Annotated in this window: 11 protein-coding genes; 4 read left to right on the forward strand and 7 right to left on the reverse strand. The window is 60.9% G+C overall.

Annotated features, from left to right (window positions below; translation table 11 throughout):
* The 5 genes from trpC to E5K00_RS06895 form a co-directional block, all read right to left on the reverse strand.
* The gene (gene trpC / locus E5K00_RS06875) at positions 1–816 is read right to left on the reverse strand and encodes an indole-3-glycerol phosphate synthase TrpC (protein WP_135463691.1); all 816 of its coding nucleotides are present in this window, start codon (positions 814–816) and stop codon (positions 1–3) included.
* 133 nt (positions 817–949) lie between these two features.
* The gene (trpD, locus tag E5K00_RS06880; RefSeq protein WP_135462498.1) at positions 950–1939 is read right to left on the reverse strand and encodes an anthranilate phosphoribosyltransferase; all 990 of its coding nucleotides are present in this window, start codon (positions 1937–1939) and stop codon (positions 950–952) included.
* 77 nt (positions 1940–2016) lie between these two features.
* Entirely contained in the window at positions 2017–2589 is a 573-nt protein-coding gene (locus tag E5K00_RS06885; protein WP_135462499.1) for an anthranilate synthase component II, read from the reverse strand.
* 89 nt (positions 2590–2678) lie between these two features.
* Positions 2679–4118: an anthranilate synthase component I family protein gene (locus E5K00_RS06890; RefSeq protein WP_135462500.1), complete on the reverse strand. Its 1440-nt coding sequence runs from the start codon at positions 4116–4118 to the stop codon at positions 2679–2681.
* A gap of 377 nt (positions 4119–4495) precedes the next feature.
* The gene (locus E5K00_RS06895; RefSeq protein WP_135462501.1) at positions 4496–5911 is read right to left on the reverse strand and encodes an alpha/beta hydrolase-fold protein; all 1416 of its coding nucleotides are present in this window, start codon (positions 5909–5911) and stop codon (positions 4496–4498) included.
* A 631-nt stretch (positions 5912–6542) separates the two neighbouring features.
* Here E5K00_RS06895 and E5K00_RS06900 point away from each other — a divergent pair.
* The 3 genes from E5K00_RS06900 to E5K00_RS06910 all read left to right on the forward strand — a co-directional run bounded on the left by E5K00_RS06900 (position 6543) and on the right by E5K00_RS06910 (position 12046).
* The gene (locus tag E5K00_RS06900) at positions 6543–9542 is read left to right on the forward strand and encodes a SusC/RagA family TonB-linked outer membrane protein (protein WP_135462502.1); all 3000 of its coding nucleotides are present in this window, start codon (positions 6543–6545) and stop codon (positions 9540–9542) included.
* A 19-nt stretch (positions 9543–9561) separates the two neighbouring features.
* Positions 9562–11187 (forward strand): RagB/SusD family nutrient uptake outer membrane protein, encoded by a 1626-nt coding sequence (locus E5K00_RS06905; RefSeq protein WP_135462503.1) that lies wholly within the window; start codon positions 9562–9564, stop codon positions 11185–11187.
* A gap of 85 nt (positions 11188–11272) precedes the next feature.
* Positions 11273–12046 (forward strand): SusE domain-containing protein, encoded by a 774-nt coding sequence (locus E5K00_RS06910; RefSeq protein ID WP_135462504.1) that lies wholly within the window; start codon positions 11273–11275, stop codon positions 12044–12046.
* Positions 12047–12285: 239 nt separating this feature from the next.
* Here the strand turns inward: E5K00_RS06910 and E5K00_RS06915 are convergent, their stop codons facing one another.
* Complete coding sequence (locus E5K00_RS06915; protein ID WP_135462505.1) at positions 12286–13482, reverse strand: T9SS type A sorting domain-containing protein; 1197 nt, start codon at positions 13480–13482, stop codon at positions 12286–12288.
* Positions 13483–13905: 423 nt separating this feature from the next.
* Here E5K00_RS06915 and E5K00_RS06920 point away from each other — a divergent pair, with 423 nt between their 5' ends.
* Positions 13906–14751: an N-acetylglucosamine kinase gene (locus E5K00_RS06920; RefSeq protein ID WP_135462506.1), complete on the forward strand. Its 846-nt coding sequence runs from the start codon at positions 13906–13908 to the stop codon at positions 14749–14751.
* Between the two features lie 234 nt (positions 14752–14985).
* On the opposite strand, the gene E5K00_RS06925 is transcribed toward E5K00_RS06920, so the two are convergent.
* Positions 14986–17811 (reverse strand): DUF4961 domain-containing protein, encoded by a 2826-nt coding sequence (locus E5K00_RS06925; RefSeq protein ID WP_135462507.1) that lies wholly within the window; start codon positions 17809–17811, stop codon positions 14986–14988.
* Positions 17812–17826: the final 15 nt, after the last annotated feature.

The following is a 17826-nucleotide window of genomic DNA, read 5'->3' on the forward strand; positions in this document are numbered from 1 at the left end:
TTAAATCAGCGTGATGGGCTCGGTGGCGTGCAGCTCCTGCACCAGCGCGTAGCAGGCTTTTTCGGGGCGGCTGCTGCGCATGAAGGCTTCCCCGATCAGGAAACCCCGGTAGCCGAAAGCCCGCAGCTCGGTGATGGCCGCCGCCGACGTCAGGCCGCTTTCCGTCACTTTCACGAACTCGGCCGGAATCTGCTCGGCCAGCTCCTTGGAAGTGTCGAGGCTCACGCTGAAGTCGTGCAGGTTGCGGTTGTTTACACCCACCAGGTTCACCGCGTCGGGGTGCAGGGTGCGGGCCAGCTCCTCGCCGTCGTGCACTTCCAGCAGCACTTCCAGGCCGAGCGAGCGGGCCAGCTGGCCAAAGCGCAGCACCTCTTCGGGCGTCAGCACGGCGGCAATCAGCAGAATGGCGTCGGCCCCGATGCTCTTGGCTTCCAGAATCTGGTACTCGTCCACTACGAAATCCTTGCGCAGAATCGGGCAGTAGTTAAAGCGGCGGGCAACAATCAGGTCCTCGTTTTTACCGGCAAAAAACTCGGCGTCGGTCAGCACCGACAGGGCCGAGGCGCCGGCCTGCATGTAGCCCAGCGTGGTGCGCTCCACCGGCGCGTGCTGGTTGATCCAGCCTTTGGAGGGCGACTTGCGCTTGAACTCGGCAATGATGCCGCTCAGGTCGTCGCGCTGCAGGTATTTGCGCAGCGACAAAGGCTGGCTGTTGAAGTACAGGCTGCGCTCAAGCAGCTTGGCGGGCACCAGGCTCTGGCGCTCGGCTACTTCACGGCGCTTGTGCGCCACGATTTTGTCCAGGATGGTGGTCATTGTGGAAGTGGTTGTCATAAAAGTGAATCGGAGGTGGCCCCTACTGGAACCGTTAGGAAGTGAAAAAAGTAACAGAATTGATGTCAGCCGAGGCGTAAAAGACTGACCACTAGTAATTGAAAAACACGAAACATCAGGTAGTAAGAAGCTTGTTGAAAGCCCGGCCGGCCCGGCCCGAGTCGAGCGACTCCCGCGCCTGGGCCAGGGCTTCGGCAAAGGTGAGCGTCGGCACCACGCACTGAATGCCCAGCGCCGCGTTGGCCGTCACCACGTCGCGCTGCGCGGCCGTGGCCCGGCCCTCCAGCACCCCGCGAAACAGCGCGGCCGACTCGGCGACGGTGCTGCCGCCGGCCAGCTCCTCGGGGGCGTAGGTAGTCAGGCCCAGATCTTCGGCCGTGAAAAACTGCTCCCCCCGAAACGAACTGGTTTTGGCGGCTCCGGTCAGGGAAAGCTCGTCGTAGCCATCCAGGGCGTGCACCACGGTGTAGCTGGTGGTGGTTTGCTGAAACAGGTAGTTATAGAGGCGCAGCAGCTCCAGGCTGAACACGCCCGCCAGCTGGGCCTTGGGCCGGGCCGGGTTTACCAGCGGACCGAGGATGTTGAAGAAGGTGCGCACGCCCAGCTCCTTGCGCACCGGGGCGGCGTGGCGCATGGCCGGGTGAAACGCCGGGGCGTGCAGAAAGCAGATGCCGGCCTCGTCGAGCTGCCGGCGCAGCGTGTCGGACGAAGCCTCGAAGTCGTAGCCGAAGTGGGACAGGATGTTGGACGACCCACAAATGGACGACACGCCGATGTTGCCGTGCTTGGCCACCTTGTAGCCCGCCCCGGCCACCACGAAGCAAGCCAGCGTGGAGATGTTGAAAGTATCTTTGCCGTCGCCGCCGGTGCCCACGATGTCGAGCACGTCGCGGGTGCCCAGCTGCGGGTCGCGGCACAGGTCGAGCAGGGCGTCGCGGAAGCCGGCCAGCTCGGGCACCGTGATGGGCCGCATGCGGTACACGGTCATGAAGGCGGCGGTTTCGGCCGGGTTGGCCGCGCCCTGCCCCAGCTGCGACAGGGCCTCGTGGGCTTCGTCGCGGGTCAGGGTTTGCTGGTCGAAGAGGGTGGTGAGAAACTGTTTCAAGGAGAAGGAATTGCGAAAGGAGGAAAACGGACGGGCTGGTGAAAACGGGTGCGGAGCCAAGCCCCGCCGACGGAATCTTACCCTTCCAGCCAGTTTCGCAGCATCTGGTGCCCGTGCTCGGTCAGGATGGATTCGGGGTGAAACTGCACGCCGCGCACGTCGTAGGTGCGGTGGCGCAGGGCCAGAATCTGCCCGTTGGCGTCGCGGGCCGTTACTTCCAGCTCCTCCGGAAATCCCTCGGGCGTCACCACCCAGGAGTGGTAGCGGCCCACCTTAAACCGCGTGGGCAGCCCGTTGAACAGCCGGTCGTTGCCGGTCACGATGTCGGCGTCGGTGGCAATGCCGTGGAGCACGGCCGGCAGGTTATACAGCTCCCCCCCGAAGGCTTCGGCAATGCCCTGGTGGCCCAGGCACACGCCCAGCATGCGCTTGGTAGGGGCGTAGCGCCGGATAACTTCCGGCATCAGCCCCGCCTCCGACGGCACGCCCGGGCCGGGGGAAAGCATAATGGCGTCGTACTTTTCAATGTCATCCAGGGCAATCTTGTCGTTGCGAATGACGTCGGTAGTGGCGCCGTAGCCTAGCTCACGCAGCAGCTGCACGAGGTTGTAGGTAAAGGAGTCGTAGTTATCGAGAACGAGAATTTTCATGGCTGTTGGGGTAGATCATGTCGAACATCCTGCGCTTCAAGCAGAATGTTCAACATGACGTTCTTTTCTGATTTGTATGCCCTGCCGCTCTACACAGCGGCCGTCAGCTTCTCGCCCACGGCCTCGGCGGCTTCCAGGGCTTTGCGCAGCGCGGCCAGCTTGTGGTGCACCTCGTTCAGCTCCGAGTTGATGTCGGAAGCGGCTACCACCCCGGCCCCCGCCTGGAAATACAGCTGGTTGCCGGTGCTCAGAAACGAGCGAATCATGATGGCGTGGTTGAAGTCGCCGTTGAAGCCCAGGTGGCCCAGGCAGCCGCCGTAGTAGCCCCGGCCGGTGGGTTCGAGCTGGTCGATGAGCTGCATGGCCCGGTGCTTGGGCGCGCCCGAGAGCGTGCCGGCCGGGAACGTATCAGCTACTACCTGCAACGAAGCCGCGTTGGGAGCCAGCAGGGCGTTTACTTCGCTCACGAGGTGAATCACGTGGGAGTAAAACTGGATTTCGCGGAACACCTTCACTTTCACCTCGTCGCCGTGGCGGGCCAGGTCGTTGCGGGCCAAATCCACCAACATCACGTGCTCGGCGTTTTCCTTGGGGTCGGCGGCCAGCTTCTGGGCCAGCTCGGCGTCCTGGGCATCGTGGCCGGTGCGGCGGAAGGTGCCGGCAATGGGAAACAGGCTGGCCTGCCGCCCTTTGATCAGCAGCTGCGTTTCGGGCGAGGAGCCGAAAATCTTGAAGTTGCCGTAGTCGAAGTAAAACAAGTAGGGCGACGGGTTCACCGACCGCAGCGCGCGGTACACGTTGAACTCGTCGCCCACAAAACCCTGCTGAAAACGCCGGGACAAGACAATCTGGAATACGTCGCCGCGGCGGCAGTGCTGCTGTCCGGCCGCCAGCGCGGTCAGAAACTCCTCGTCGGTCTGGTTGGTTTGCTCCTGGCCCACCAGCCCGAAGCCAAACTCCGGCAGGCTGGGGTTGCGAATCAGGTTTACCAGCCGCGTGAGGCCGTCGTGGTCGGTGGGCTCATCCGAGGGAGAGTGCTCGAACACGAACAGCTCATTGCGGAAGTGGTTGATGGCAATGACGTAGCGGTAGGTGCCGTAGATAATGTCCGGAATCTGGCCGGCGGCTTCCTTTTCCGCGTTCAGCGTCAGGTCTTCGAAGTACTGCACGCCCTCGTAGCCAATGTAGCCAAACAAGCCGCCGGTGATAAAGTCGAAGCCGGTTTCCTCAGCCCGAAACGAGTCGGCAAACTCCTGCAGGCGGGTTAGCGCCAGGCGGGGCTGAGCCAGGGTTTCGGTCGTTACGGAGCCATCCACCAGCGTCTGGCGCAGCTCGCCGCGGCTGACCTCGAAGCGGGCCAGGGGCTCGAAGGCCAGGTAGCTGAAGGCGTTTTGCTGGCCGTGGTAGTCGGCGCTTTCCAGCAGCAGGCAGTTGGTGTATTGGTCGCGCAGGCGCAGATACAGGCCCACGGGTGTCACCGTGTCAGCTAGCAGCCGGACATGGCGGGTTTTGAGATGAACTTGCTTCATTCGCTTTGCCCACGAACAGCGGGCGGGTTACAGATAAAGTGATAGGAAATAGCGGCACTAGATATCGAGCTAAAATAAAAAGCCCGGCTAGTGGCCGGGCTTTCCTTTATGATTGATGCAAGGTGAATGACCTTACCGCACGCACAGGGTTTCCCGTCCAGAGTTCCGGAAAGGCCACCACCATGCTTGCTGAGTTGCTTGTACTTGACAGGTCATCATGACGGGGGTACTTCTTTCCTTTTTTCGGGCTCTAATGCTGCAAATATAAATGGGTTTTGGTTTTTCCCAACAGTTTTTCACTTTTTCTTAGTGAATTTGCAGACGGCATCCGCCGCCACTGGCAAATTCCCAGAAAAGCGCCCGGTTTCTTACGACTTCTACTCCTTTATTAAAGCCTGACTGCCGGTTTGGGGCCCCGCGCTGAGCCGGAGCAGGTAGTGACCCTTGGCCAACTGACTCAGATTGACGGGCTGCCCGGCTTTCACTTTGCTTTTCAGCACCACCCGGCCCGTCGTGTCGAGTATTTCCAGCCGGGCTTCTTTCACCGTGGCCGGCAGCTGGATAGTCAGCGCGTCTTTAGCCGGCATGGGGTAGGCACTGAAAGCCAGGGCCACCTGCGGCCCGCGGGCGGCCGTCACGCTGCCGGGCGCCATCAGCCACTGGTAGGCCGCCCCAAACTCGCGCTTCCAGAACCACTCGGCATGCTGACCGTCGGCGCGGGTGGTATAGCGCAGGTTAGCGGCCGGCACTCCCCCACCCTGTAGCGCGTCGCGCATCTGCTGCATCAGCGGCACCATCGTCTGGCTTTCCTGGGTGCCGCTCACGAGGTAAAAGCGCGTGTCGGGGTGGGCCGGGTGCTGCTGCACGTACTGAAACAGGGACTGCTCGGCAAACCAGAAGGCCGGCGAAAACACGCCCACCTTGCTGTACACGCCGGGATATTTCAGGGCGGCGTACACCGAAATCAGGGCGCCCATGCTGGAGCCGGCAATGCCCGTGTACTCGCGGCCCGTGAGCGTGCGGTAGTTGGCATCAATATAAGGCTTCAGCGTCTGGACCAGAAAATCGGCGTACTGGTCGCCCTGCCCGCCGCCATACGCGGGGTTGTTCCAGGGTGAGTATTCGTTTAGCCGCTGGGTGCCGTCGTTGTCCACGGCCACCACGATGCTGCCGCTCACGTCCTGGCCCGCCTGCTGCAATTGGCTCAGGGTTTCATCTACGCCCCACTCGCCCGAGAAGCTGGTGCAGTTGTCGAATACGTTCTGGCCGTCGTGCATGTACAGCACGGGGTAGCGCTTGGCGGGGTTGGTGGCGTAGTCGTTAGGCAGATACAGCCACACCCGCCGGGTGCGCCCCAGCTGCGGCATAGCGAAGCTGGTGGTCATCACGCGCACGTTGGAACTCAGGGCCGAGGACTGGCAGCCGCCGCCCCCGGCCAGGTCTTCCCAGTTCAGTACCGTGTGCGTAACCACGGCCGGCCCCGCCGGGAAGGTGTAGCTGCGGTTGGGCACCGCCCCGTTGGCTGCGTTGGTTTCCACGGAGGCCCAGGAGCCGCGGGTAAACTTATATTCTATCGTGCCGCTTTGGGCTGGCAGCGTGATTTGGTAGCTGCCGTCCGCGTTCCGCAGCAGGGCGTGGGCCGGGCTACCCGGGTTCCAGCCGTTGAAGGAGCCCGCCATGTAGAGCGTGGCCGCCGCCGGCGTGTTGGCGGGCACGCCCGTCAGCTTGAACGTTACCTGGGCCCGGGCAGTGCCCACGACGAACAGCAGCAGGAAAGCAAAGAGTTGTTTCATTCCCTAAAGTATCAGAGTTGAGGCCGAAAACCCTGCCCGAGCCGGCCCAGACAGTTTTCCGGCGGGCTTAAGATCTTCATAGCCTTGCGAATACGAGAACCACCCGGCAGCGCAAAATTTTCAGCCTGCTAAATTGTATTCCGCATTCGTCGGCCGCCGGGCGGAACCTGGGCTGTTCCCCGGGTCGTAATTTACGTCTTTTCAGGGTTTCGAATATAGGACAAAAGCAAGACAATTGATTTTACAAAATAGGCGGCGCAGCGGGTAGTTGGTGACTGCGCACTTACCGGGAAGGGTGTTTTCACACTCACTCCTGAAAATGAATCCGAATTATTTACGCGTCTCAGCACCCCTTCAGGGGGCATAACGGCACAATTGGGGCTTGTGCAAACCTTTGCACTGAAAATAGTCTGAAAACTATTTCCGAGACGGAATTATCCTGCCTTGTATTTGTGGTTTTCAAAACTTTATCTTGCGTAGTTTATTAACGAGAAAGATGATGTTGTACCGAGACAAAACCGGACGAAATCGTGTTTACAGACATGGTATCGTTTCCAGGCTCTTCCCGGCGCGGCAACATCCTACCACTGGCCCGGCCAGCTAAAAAATTCCCTCTCCTAACCCATTCTCAATGAAACACACTTACCTAGCGAAACTACTGTTTCTGCTACTCTTCGTTTGTGCCGGCTTCACCGGCGCATTCGCCCAAACCGGCGCCGTGAGTGGCCGCGTACTGGACGAGAAAAGCCAAGGGGTACCTGGTGCAACGGTTCTGATTGAAGGAACCACGCTGGGCAGCTCGACGAACTCGGACGGCACCTACCTGATTCAGAACGTGCCGGCCGGGCCGCACACGGTGGTTAGCTCCTTCGTGGGCTACAACGCCAAGCGGGTTCCCGTGACCATCACCGCCGGCCAGACGACGGCCCTGGGTGACATCTCCCTGACCGAAAACACCACGTTGCTCAGCGAGGCCGTGGTAGTAGCCTACGGCACCCAGCGCCGGCAGGACGTGACTGGTTCGGTCGAGCAGATTTCCGAAAAGCAGTTTGTGAAGGGCCAGGTAACGAACCCCGAACAGCTGGTGCAGGGCAAAGTAGCCGGTCTGCAGATTACCACCGGCGGTGCCCCCGGCGCCAAGTCGGAAATCCGCATTCGGGGCGGTTCCTCGCTGAATGCTTCCAACGATCCGCTGATCGTAATTGACGGCGTACCCGTGGATAACAGCACGCTGAAAGGCGCCAGCAACCCCCTGTCGCTGATCAACCCCAATGATATCGAGAGCGTGACCGTGCTGAAAGATGCCTCGTCGACGGCCATCTACGGCTCGCGTGGCTCCAACGGCGTTATCATCGTCACGACCAAGCGCGGCTTGCAGGGTGAGGCCCTGCGCGTGAACGTCAACACCCAGTTCTCCATTGCTACCCCCGCCGACTACGTACCCGTGCTGAACGGCGACCAGTTCCGGGCCCTGGTAAACCAGAAAGGCACGGCCGCCCAAAAGGCTGCCCTCGGCACGCAGAACACCGACTGGCAGCGCGAAATCTACCGCACGGCCTACACCACCGACAACAACGTCAGCCTGTTGGGCTCGGCCGGTAAAGTACCGTTCCGCGTATCGGCCGGCTACCTGGGCCAGCAGGGCCTGCTGCTGGAAAACACCCTGAAGCGCTACTCGGGCTCGGTTGGCGTTTCGCCGCTGCTGCTCAACGACAACCTGCGCGTTGACATCAACATCAAGGGCACCCAGATTGAGAACAACTTCTCGGACCAGGGCGCGGTGAACTCGGCCGTTTTCTTCGACCCGACCCAGCCCATTACCTCCAACGACCCGCGCTTCACCCGCTACGGTGGCTACTTCGAGTTTGTGGACGCCGCCGGCAACCTCAACACCCTGGCCCCCCGCAACCCGGTGAGCTCCATCAAGCAGCGCAGCGACCTGAGCACCGTGCGCCGCAGCATCGGCAACGCCCAATTCGACTACAAGCTGCCCTTCCTGAGCGGCCTGAGCGCCAACCTGAACCTGGGCTACGACATCCAGCGCGGCAAAGGCACCACCAACGTGCCCATTACGGCCGGTTCGCAGTTCAACCGCGGGGGCCTGAGCCAGCAATACCGCCAGGATCTGAACAACCAGCTGCTCGAAGCGTTGCTGAAGTACAAGCGCGACTTCGGCTCGGCCAAGTTTGACATCCTGGGTGGCTACTCGTGGCAGGAATTCCAGAACAAGAACTACTTCTTCGACGACCTGCGCGCCAACGGTACGGTGTACCAGACGGCCGAGCAGACCTACGACAAGAAAAACCAGTACACGGACCAGTACAACCTGCTCTCGTACTTTACCCGGGCCAACCTGAACATCAACGACAAGTACCTGCTGACCGCCACCGTGCGGGCCGACGGCTCGTCGCGCTTCAGCAAGGAAAACCGGTGGGGCTACTTCCCCTCGGCAGCCGTGGCCTGGCGCATCAAGGGTGAAGAATTCCTGAAAAACTCGAAGGCCTTCTCCGACCTGAAACTGCGCGTGGGTATCGGCCAGACCGGCCAGCAGGACTTGGGCGGCAACTACTACGGCTACCTGCCCTTCTCGACGCTGGGCGTTACCTCGGCCCAGTACATCATCAACGGGGTGCCGTACCGCACGCTGCGCGGCGACTTCTACAACCCGAACCTGAAGTGGGAAACCACCACGACCTACAACGCCGGTATCGACTACGGCTTCTTCGATGGCCGTCTGTACGGCTCGGTTGACATCTACCAGCGCGACACCAAAGACCTGCTCAACGAAGTACTGGTAGCCGCCGGCTCCTACCCTTCCAACGGTGGTACCCTGAACGTAGGCTCGCTGACCAACAAAGGTCTGGAAGTAACCGCCAACGTGGACGCCGTGAAGAGCGACAAGTTTAACCTGTCGGTGAACGCCAACGCTACATTCAACCGCAACAAGCTCACCAAGCTGACCGCCAGCGACGACGTGCAGTCGGTAGACTTCCTGACCGGTGGCATCAACAACTTCGACAACGTCGGCAACGGCGACATCCAGGTGAACTCGGTGGGCTACCAGGCCCAGTCGTTCTACGTGTACCAGCAGGCCTACGGCGCTGATGGCAAGCCAATCGAAGGCGTGTTCGTGGACCGCAACGGCGACGGGCAGATTACCCTGGCCGACCGTTACCGCTACAAGTCGCCCCGTCCGCAGGCCGTGCTGGGCTTCGGCTCGAACATGAGCTACGGCAAAGCCAGCCTGGCTTTCACGATGCGGGCCAACGTAGGTAACTACGTGTACAACAACATCCGCTCCCGCTCGCTCTACGTACCTACCAGCGGCTTTAACCGCAACTCGACGACGGAAGTACTGGAGACGGGTTTCGGCACTTCTTCGGCCAACCAGATCCTGTCGGACTACTACGTGGAGAACGGCTCGTTCCTGCGCATGCAGAACATCACCGTGGGCTACGATTTCGGCAGCCTGGTGAAGCAGAATTCGAACTTGAGCCTGTCGTTTGCTGTTCAGAATGCATTCCTGATTACGAAGTATAAAGGCCTGGATCCGGAAATCGACAATGGCATCGACAACACGGTTTACCCACGTCCGCGCACCTACACTGTTGGGCTGAATTTCGGCTTCTAACCCTTACCTCAAATTCCCCATGAATACTTCATTTACCCGTAGTCTGGGCACTTTCGCTCTCGCTGCCTCGCTGTTCACCAGCGTATCCTGCACCAAAGACCTGGACCAGAAGCCCAGCTACCGTGCCAGCGCCGACGTTATCTACAGCGACCCCGCCCAGATTTTCCAGGTGCTGGCCCGCCTGTACTCCGGTCTGGCCGTAGCCGGTCAGGGTCAGGTAGGCTCGAGCACGGAGCGTGGCGACCTGGTGAAAATCAACGCCGACTACTCCAACTACGTCCGTAACTACTGGAACCTGCAGGAAATCACCACCGACGAGGCCACGCTGGCCTGGGGTGACCCCGGCATTCCGGACTTCAACACGCTGACCTGGAACGCCGACAATCAGTTCGTGCGGGGCATGTACGAGCGTTTCTACTTCCAGATTTCGGCCTGCAACGAGTTCCTGCGCCAAACGACTGCCGACAAGCTCGCGGAGCGCGGTATTTCTTCCAACAGCGAAGTAGCCAACATCGGCCAGTACCGGGCCGAAGCCCGTTTCCTGCGCGCCCTCAGCTACACCCACCTGATGGACCTCTACGGCAACGTGCCGTTCACCACGGAGGCCTCCGTCATCGGTGATTTGCCCCCGCAAAAGTCGCGCGCCGAAATCTTTGCTTTCGTTGACTCGGAGCTCAAGGACATCGAGGGCAGCCTGCTTGCACCCCGCACCCAGTACGGCCGGGCCGACAAAGGTGCCTGCTGGGCCCTGCAGACGATGGTGTACCTGAACGCGGAAGTATACGCCAAAACCAACCGCTACACCGATGCCATCACGGCGGCGAAGAAGCTCCTGACCACGGGCGGCTACTCGCTGGCGCCGGAGTACCGGTCGCTGTTCCTGGCCGACAACCACGAGGGCGCCGCCAAGAACGAAATGATCTTCCCTGTCGTGTTCGACGGGGTATTTACCCAGAACTACGGCGGCACCACTTTCCTGGTGCACGCCTCGGTGGGCGGCTCCATGGATGCCGCTCAGTTCGGCATCAATGGCGGCTGGTACGGCCTGCGGGCCAAGAAGAACCTGGTTGACCTGTTCCCCGGCGGCGCTACCAGCACCGACAAGCGGTCCATGTTCTACACCAAGGATCAGTCGAAGGAAATCACCAACTTCGGTGACTTCTCTCAGGGCTACCCCGTTACGAAGTGGCGCAACGTGAAACTGGACGGCACTCCGGGCTCGTGGTATCCGAAGCCCGACGGCAGCGGTGGCAACGGTGACTTCGTGGACACGGACTTCCCGCTCTTCCGCCTGGCCGACGTGCAGTTGATGTACGCTGAAGCCGTGCTGCGCGGTGGCACCGGCGGCGATGCCGGTCAGGCCCTGACCTACGTCAACGCTATCCGGGCCCGTGCTGGCGCGACGCCGCTGGGCGCTATCACCCTGGACGACATTCTGGCCGAGCGTGGCCGGGAACTGTACTGGGAAGGCCACCGTCGGACGGACCTGATTCGTTTCGGCAAGTACACTACCGGTGCCTACGTATGGCCCTTCAAGGGTGGAGTAGCCGAGGGCCGGGGCGTTGCCGACACCCGCACGCTGTTCCCCATTCCTACTTCCGACCGGATTGCTAACCCCAATCTCAAGCAGAACGACGGTTATTAATCGAAGCGGGACCACTGAAGACCGGCGCCTTATCGTACCGGTCTTCACCCCTACTTTTTTGGTACTTCACTTTTACTTTCGTTGTATGAAATCTCGGTTTACTCAAGTAGTTCTGGGTTTATTTGCCCTGGCTACGGTTACGCTCGCTTCATGCGAAAAAGACGAGGTCCGGGCTACCGTGACTCCGGACAATGCCCCGGCATTCTCGGCCTCGACTAATGCCGTGGTGCTGCAGCAGGCTAACAGCAGCGACAATGCTGTTACGTTTACCTGGTCGCCCATCAAGTCGTTTACCTGGTCGAATGCCGACCACCCTTACAAGCTGGACACCAAGTACACCTTCCAGATTGACAAGAAGGGCAACAACTTCGCCGCGCCGATTTCGGTGGATGCCGGCAATGGCCCCACTACCAGCCTCACGGTAGAAAAGCTCAATGAGAGCCTGATCCAGCTGGGTCTGGCTCCCAACGTGGCTACTCCGGTTGAAATCCGGTTGAAGGGCAGCTATTCGCCCAGCAGCCAGATGTATTCGCCCGTTGTCTCGATGACGGCCACGCCCTACAAAGTGTGCGTAGCGCCAACGTCCGACGTATGGGGTGTAGTAGGCTCAGCGGCCATCAGCTGGGATACTGACGCCATCATGACCTACGACTGCGACTCGAAAACCTACAAGCTGACCCGCGCTATGGGCGTAGGTGAGTTTAAATTCCGGGCCAACCGCGCCTGGACCGTGAACTACGGTGACGACGGTGCCGACGGCACGCTGGAACAGGACGGCAAAAACATCAACGTTGCTACCGCCGGTGTTTACACCATCACGCTCGATCTGGCCGCCAAGAAGTACACTATCGTTAAGTAAGGTAACCTCCGCTTAGCGCCAAGAAAAAAGGAGCCGCTCTAGTAGAGCGGCTCCTTTTTTCTTGCTGGCAGGTTGTAGTCTGCTTAGACACCGAAGCCGGTTAGAAAGTCTGATAGAACAACTCAACCCGTCATGCTTCGGCTGCGCTCAGCACGACGTGCTTTCGACTTTCTAAATAGCTTCACCATAAAAAAGGCGAGCCGCATGGCTCGCCTTTTTTATTTCGTAGTGGTAGCAGACTATTGCACGAATACTTTGCGGGTGTCGGTCTTGTCGCCAATCTGGAGGCGCAGCAGGTAGGTACCCGTGGCCAGGCTGGCGGTGCTGAGGGCTTTGCTTTGCAGACCGGCCGGGCTCAGCCCGTCTGCCAACACCTGCACCGGGCGGCCCAGAATGTCGGTCAGCACGATCTTCACCTGCTCGGCCCGGCTCCCGACGTTGTAGACGACCGTGGTAGCACCTTTAGCCGGGTTAGGATACACGCCCAGCGCCAGCGCGGCGGCATCGGCGGCTTTATTGGCCAGCACCGTTACGCCCGTGGAGCTGCCCACTACTACCGTAGCCGACTGCGTACCGGGAATGGTGCGGAAGTCGGGGTCGGTGCCCAGGTTGGGCGCGGCGGGGAAGGACGAGGGCAATGGCCCCGCGTTCTGCGGAATAAAGTCGCTGGAGACGTAGCCGCCATCCTGGTTGTTTTGCAGGCCGAAAACGCGCACCGAGCCCCCGGCGGCAGCCAGGGCAATAGAAGCGCGGCTGATGGCTATTTCGAGGCCGAAGGCAGGAACAGCGCCCGAGCCGGCCGTACCGTAGCCGGGGTTGCTGTTCAGGTTAGCGGCCGTGCGGTACGCTACCCGCGCCCCGTTGAACACCGCCAGGTTACCCGTTTGGCCCGAAATAGTGGCCACCGTGCCGTTAGCGGCCACTCCGGTAGCGCCGCTCAGCACCGCCGAAGTGGCGCTGGGCGTGGTGCCACCGGTATACACTACGCCGTCAACCTGAAATTGCGCGGCCGTGCCGTTGCCCTTGATGCCGATGCCCATGTCGCCGATCTGGTCGAGGTAGGGGCTGAAATTCTGGAAGGAGTTGCTGCCCGAGGGTTTGGGCAACTTCGTGCCCACCGGTACCCCGGTGACACCAGGCCGGGCCACCAGCAGCTGTAGGGAGTTGGAAATGGTAGCGGGGTTGCCGTCGTTTTGCAGGGTAGCCAGCAGAAAGAAATACAGGTTGCTGGCGTCGGCGGCGGCGTACATGGCAATCAGGCCGGCGTCGTTGGTGGCCGAGGGCGCGAAGCCGCGCGGCCCCGTGTCGCGGCCGACCAGGGTGTAGCCGCTGGCGCTTACTTCGGCGGCCGTGAGCTGACCATCGACCGTTACCTGAGCCTGGGCGGCAGCGGAGGTGAGCAGCCCGAGGGTTGCGAGGGTAAAGATTTTCTTCATGAAGTGGAAATTGGGGGTGTGGTGAAAGAGAAGTACACGAAGCAGGCGCGAAAAAAAACGAATTTCCCGAGCGGCATATAGCAAATATACTACGCAACTTATAAAATAAAAGAGCCGTGAGTTATTACTCACTATTAACCAGTTAAAGAACCAGAAAAACCCTTCTGCACTGCTAAAAACAGGTCTCTCCGCGCCTGCTTCGGCCGCTTTACTTCCCGACTCAGGCGGGGCGAGCCGCAGAATGTCGGGCTCCGGTGCCGTTCGTTTCGGCGAACCTGCTAGCTTCGCAACCGAATAGCCGGCCCGCAGGGGGCGGCTGGCCGCCGCAACCGGGCGCGCTGACGTCCTTCTCGGCTTTGCTGAAGCGGGCCGGACGGCGGTGGTCCGGGTTCGGTCTCTCTCCACTACCTTTTCTCTTACCGTATGATTCTCATTGCCGACGGCGGCTCGACCAAGAGCAGCTGGTGCCAGCTCGACGAGACTGGCAACCGGGTGTACTTCAACACTGAGGGCTACAACCCCGATTTCATCAAGACGCCCGCCATTGCGGCCTCGCTCGACAAAAACCTGCCCGAAACCCTGCCCCGCGACCAGGTGCGCGAGGTGCACTACTACGGCGCGGGCGTGTCGTCGTCGAAAAAGGCCGACGTCATTGCCCAGGCCATGCGGCAGATTTTCCCCAACGCCAACGTCACCGTCGACCACGACCTGCTGGCGGCGGCCCGCGCCCTGCTGGGCCGCAAGCCGGGCTTCGCGGCCATTCTCGGCACGGGCACCAACTCCTGCCTTTACGACGGCGAGAAAATCATTTACAACGTCGACTCGTTGGGCTACTTCCTGGGCGACGAAGGCAGCGGCTCGTTTATCGGCAAGCGGCTGATGCGCGACTACCTGCGCGGCCTACTGCCCGACGGCCTGCAGGACATTTTCAAGGCCGAGTTCAACCTCACCCGCGAGGATATTCTGGACCGGCTCTACAATCAGCCCTTGCCCAACCGTTTCCTGGCCAGCTTCGGCAAGTTTGCCTACGACCACAACAACATCAGCTACTGCCGGGAAATCGTGCTGCAGGGCTTTGAGACGTTCTTCGAGAACATCGTGCTGCACTACCCCAACTACCAGGACTACACCTTCAACTGCGTGGGCTCGGTGGCTTACAACTTCCGCGACGCCCTGACCCAGGTGGCCCGGCAGCACGGCATGGAAGTCGGCAAGATCATCCGCTCCCCCATCGACGACCTGGTAACCTACCACGAGCAGGAAGCTTAGTGCTTAGTGCTTAGTGCTTAGTGCTTAGTGCTTAGTGCTTAGTGCTTAGTGCTTAGTGCTTAGTGCTTAGTGCTTAGTGCTTAGTGCTTAGTGCTTAGTGCTTAGAAGTGTAATGTTCTTCTGACATTGGGTTACGAAAAAGGCCGATTTCCTCGCGGAAATCGGCCTTTTTTTGTTGCCGGTTAATTCGGCACTAAACACCAGGCGCTAGGCACCAGGCACTACCATCTATCCTTAGTGCTGTACTACGAGGCGAGTGGTCTGGGTCTGCTCGCCGGTGCTCAGGCGAATCAGGTAGATGCCGTTGGCCAGGTCCTGCACCGGTACGGCCAGCTCGTGGGCTCCGGTGGGCTGCTTGGCTCCGGCGTGGAGGGTGCGCAGGGTAGCGCCCAGCAGGTTCTGCACCGTTACGGTCACGGCGGCGGGGGCCGTCAGCTCGTAGTGCAGGCGGGCCGTGCTGCTGGTCGGGTTCGGGGCGGCCGTCAGGCGGAGCGCGTCGGTGGCGCGGGCCTTGGTGCCGAGCACCGTGGCTTTCTTGATCAGGCGCGAGGTGTACACCGCGTACTGGCCGGGCTGCAGCGTCATCGGGGCCGTCGTGCTGCTGACCACGATACTGTCGCCGGTCAGGTAGTTGTACCACTTGCCGGTTTGCTGGAACTCGGGGTTCACCGGCTGGGCCGTCACGTCGAAGTTACCCACGACCGTCACTTTCAGGTTGGCATCCGAGAGGTGAATGGTCTTGGTGGCCCCGGCCAGGTTCTGGGTGAACGTGCCGGTTTTGAACACGGGCTGGGTTTTCTTCAGGGCAATCAGCTCCCGGTAGGTGTTGTAGAGCTTGCGGCGGTTGGCCTCCTGATAGTAGTTCCACAGGATAGGCTTGTTGCCCACGCGGCCGTTCTGGTCGATGCTGATGTCGTAGCCGACTTCGCCGAACTGCCAGATCATCTTGGGGCCGGGCACGGTAAAGAAGAAGGCGGCGGCGGCTTCGTTGCGGGCCAGGGCAATGGCGGGGTTGCGCACGTCGTAGGCGGGGTTGGCCTGGTTGCCGTACGTGATGTTCTTGAACATCAGGCGCTCCTCGTCGTGGCTTTCCATGTAGGTCACCACGTTCGGATTTGCCCAGCCCCGGGCGCCGTAGTAGCCCCAGCTGAAGTCCGATTTGGCCAGGTAGCCCATCGTGGCCTCGTTGTAGTTGAAGTTCAGGTTGCCCCACAGCATCATGCCGTAGTCCGACAATACCTTCTCCTCCGAGTTGTCGGCGAAGTGCTCCAGGATGCAGTACACGTTCGGGTCTACCGTCTTCATGTAGTCGTAGTAGTCCTTCCAGATGTTGATGCGCGACTGGTCGTAGGCGCCCCAGGCGTTTACGTCGTTGGGGTTGTTGCGCTGGGTGAAGCCCTTGCTCAGGTCGAAGCGGTAGCCGTCCACCTTGTATTCGCGCAGCCAGAACTCCATCACGCGCTTCGAGAAGTACTTGGTGAAGGGGCTTTCGTGGTTGAAGTCGTAGCCCACGTTGAAGGGGTGGGTAGCGTCGGGGTTAAACCAGGGGCTGTTGGGCGCGGGCTTGTCGTTCTGGAAGTAGAGCTGCACCATCGGCGACTGGCCGAAGGAGTGGTTCAGCACCATGTCGAGCACCACGGCCATACCGCGGCGGTGGCACTCGTCGATCAGGCGCTTCAGCTCGTTTTTGGTGCCGTAGTACTTGTCGGGGGCGAAGTAGAACGAGGGGTTGTAGCCCCAGCTTTCGTTGCCCTCAAACTCGTTGATTGGCATCAGCTCCACGGTGTTGATGCCCAGGCGCTGCAAGTAGTTCAGCGTGTCGCGCAGGGTCTGGTAGTCGTGGCGGGCCAGGAAGTCGCGCAGGTGCAGCTCATACACCACCATGTCGGTGCGGGCCGGGCGGGCGAAAGTCGTGGTCTGCCACTGGTAAGCCGGCTGGTTGGTTTGCAGCACCGAAACGATGCCCGTGGTCAGATTCACCGGGTAGGGCTTCAGGCTGGGGTAGGTCACCGACGGAATGTAGGGGTCGTTGGTTTGGTCGAGCACCTTTTCCGCGTAGGGGTCGGCCACGCGCAGGGTGCCATCCACCAGGTACTGGTAGGCGTACTCGCGGCCGGCGGTCAGGCCGTTGATCTGCACCCACCAGTTGTTGCCGTCGGGCGTCTTGTTCATGTAGCCGGCCTCGGTGGGCTGCCAGTTGTTGAACTCGCCGATGACGTAAGCAAACTGCTTGCCGGGGGCCGTCAGGTTCAGGATAACCGAGGTGCCGCCGTTCAGGTAGGTAATACCGTCTTTGGCGCCGGCGGGCAGGGCCGCTACCGTCACCGCGGGCCGGATAACGAAGATCAGCGAGTCGGATACGGTGGTAGCACCGCTGGTGGCCGTCAGGCGAATCACGTTGCGGCCGGGCTGGGTGGCCGTGATGGTGCCGCTAAGCGTAGTGGCGTTGGTTTGCTGGGTCACTACGGCCTTGTTCAGGGTCAGCACCAGCGTGGAGGCGGCCGAAGCCGTGCCCGTCACGCTGATCTGGGTGTTGGCATTCACGAACAGCGGGTTGCCGCCGGCCGGCGCGACCGGGGCGGTAATGCGCACGGAAAGAGCACCCTGGGCTACGTCGACGAAGATGTCGCCGCCGCCGGTAGCCCGGCCCACGACGCTGCCGTCGCCGCTCTTGAAAATCATGGCCAGCTTCTTAACCTGGTCGGTGGCGGCCACGCCGTAGAAGGTGCGGGGCGTGAAGCTGATGGTGTACAGGTTGGGGTTGTTGGTGCTGCGCGTCATCAGCGCGGCCGGGTCGGGCTGGTTGAAGGACGGGCTCTTGACGTACTTCCAGTCGGAGTTGGAAGTGCTTTTGTCGGTGATAACGCCGGTCCAGATGTAGACCGGGCCGGTGAAGCCCGCCAGCGCGCCGTTGCCCTGGGTGGCGTCGAAGGTCAGCGTAACCTGGTCGGTGTCGCGGAAGAAGGTGGGCTGGGCCGTAACGACCTGGGCCTGCGCCGACGTAATTCCGCCGCACAACAGGAGCAGGATCAGCCCCAATAGCAGTCGAAGTTTTCTCATTGATACTGTGGGAAT

This window comes from Hymenobacter aquaticus, from assembly GCF_004765605.1.
In the GTDB taxonomy this organism is placed as follows: domain Bacteria; phylum Bacteroidota; class Bacteroidia; order Cytophagales; family Hymenobacteraceae; genus Hymenobacter; species Hymenobacter aquaticus.

What these genes read in the sequence shown, in the direction of transcription:
- trpC (WP_135463691.1), bottom strand. Translation starts at nt 816, where the DNA reads ATGACCACCATCCTGGACAAAATCGTGGCGCACAAGCGCCGTGAAGTA.
- E5K00_RS06885 (WP_135462499.1), bottom strand. Translation starts at nt 2,589, where the DNA reads ATGAAAATTCTCGTTCTCGATAACTACGACTCCTTTACCTACAACCTC.
- E5K00_RS06890 (WP_135462500.1), bottom strand. Translation starts at nt 4,118, where the DNA reads ATGAAGCAAGTTCATCTCAAAACCCGCCATGTCCGGCTGCTAGCTGAC.
- E5K00_RS06895 (WP_135462501.1), bottom strand. Translation starts at nt 5,911, where the DNA reads ATGAAACAACTCTTTGCTTTCCTGCTGCTGTTCGTCGTGGGCACTGCC.
- E5K00_RS06900 (WP_135462502.1), top strand. Translation starts at nt 6,543, where the DNA reads ATGAAACACACTTACCTAGCGAAACTACTGTTTCTGCTACTCTTCGTT.
- E5K00_RS06905 (WP_135462503.1), top strand. Translation starts at nt 9,562, where the DNA reads ATGAATACTTCATTTACCCGTAGTCTGGGCACTTTCGCTCTCGCTGCC.
- E5K00_RS06910 (WP_135462504.1), top strand. Translation starts at nt 11,273, where the DNA reads ATGAAATCTCGGTTTACTCAAGTAGTTCTGGGTTTATTTGCCCTGGCT.
- E5K00_RS06915 (WP_135462505.1), bottom strand. Translation starts at nt 13,482, where the DNA reads ATGAAGAAAATCTTTACCCTCGCAACCCTCGGGCTGCTCACCTCCGCT.
- E5K00_RS06920 (WP_135462506.1), top strand. Translation starts at nt 13,906, where the DNA reads ATGATTCTCATTGCCGACGGCGGCTCGACCAAGAGCAGCTGGTGCCAG.
- E5K00_RS06925 (WP_135462507.1), bottom strand. Translation starts at nt 17,811, where the DNA reads ATGAGAAAACTTCGACTGCTATTGGGGCTGATCCTGCTCCTGTTGTGC.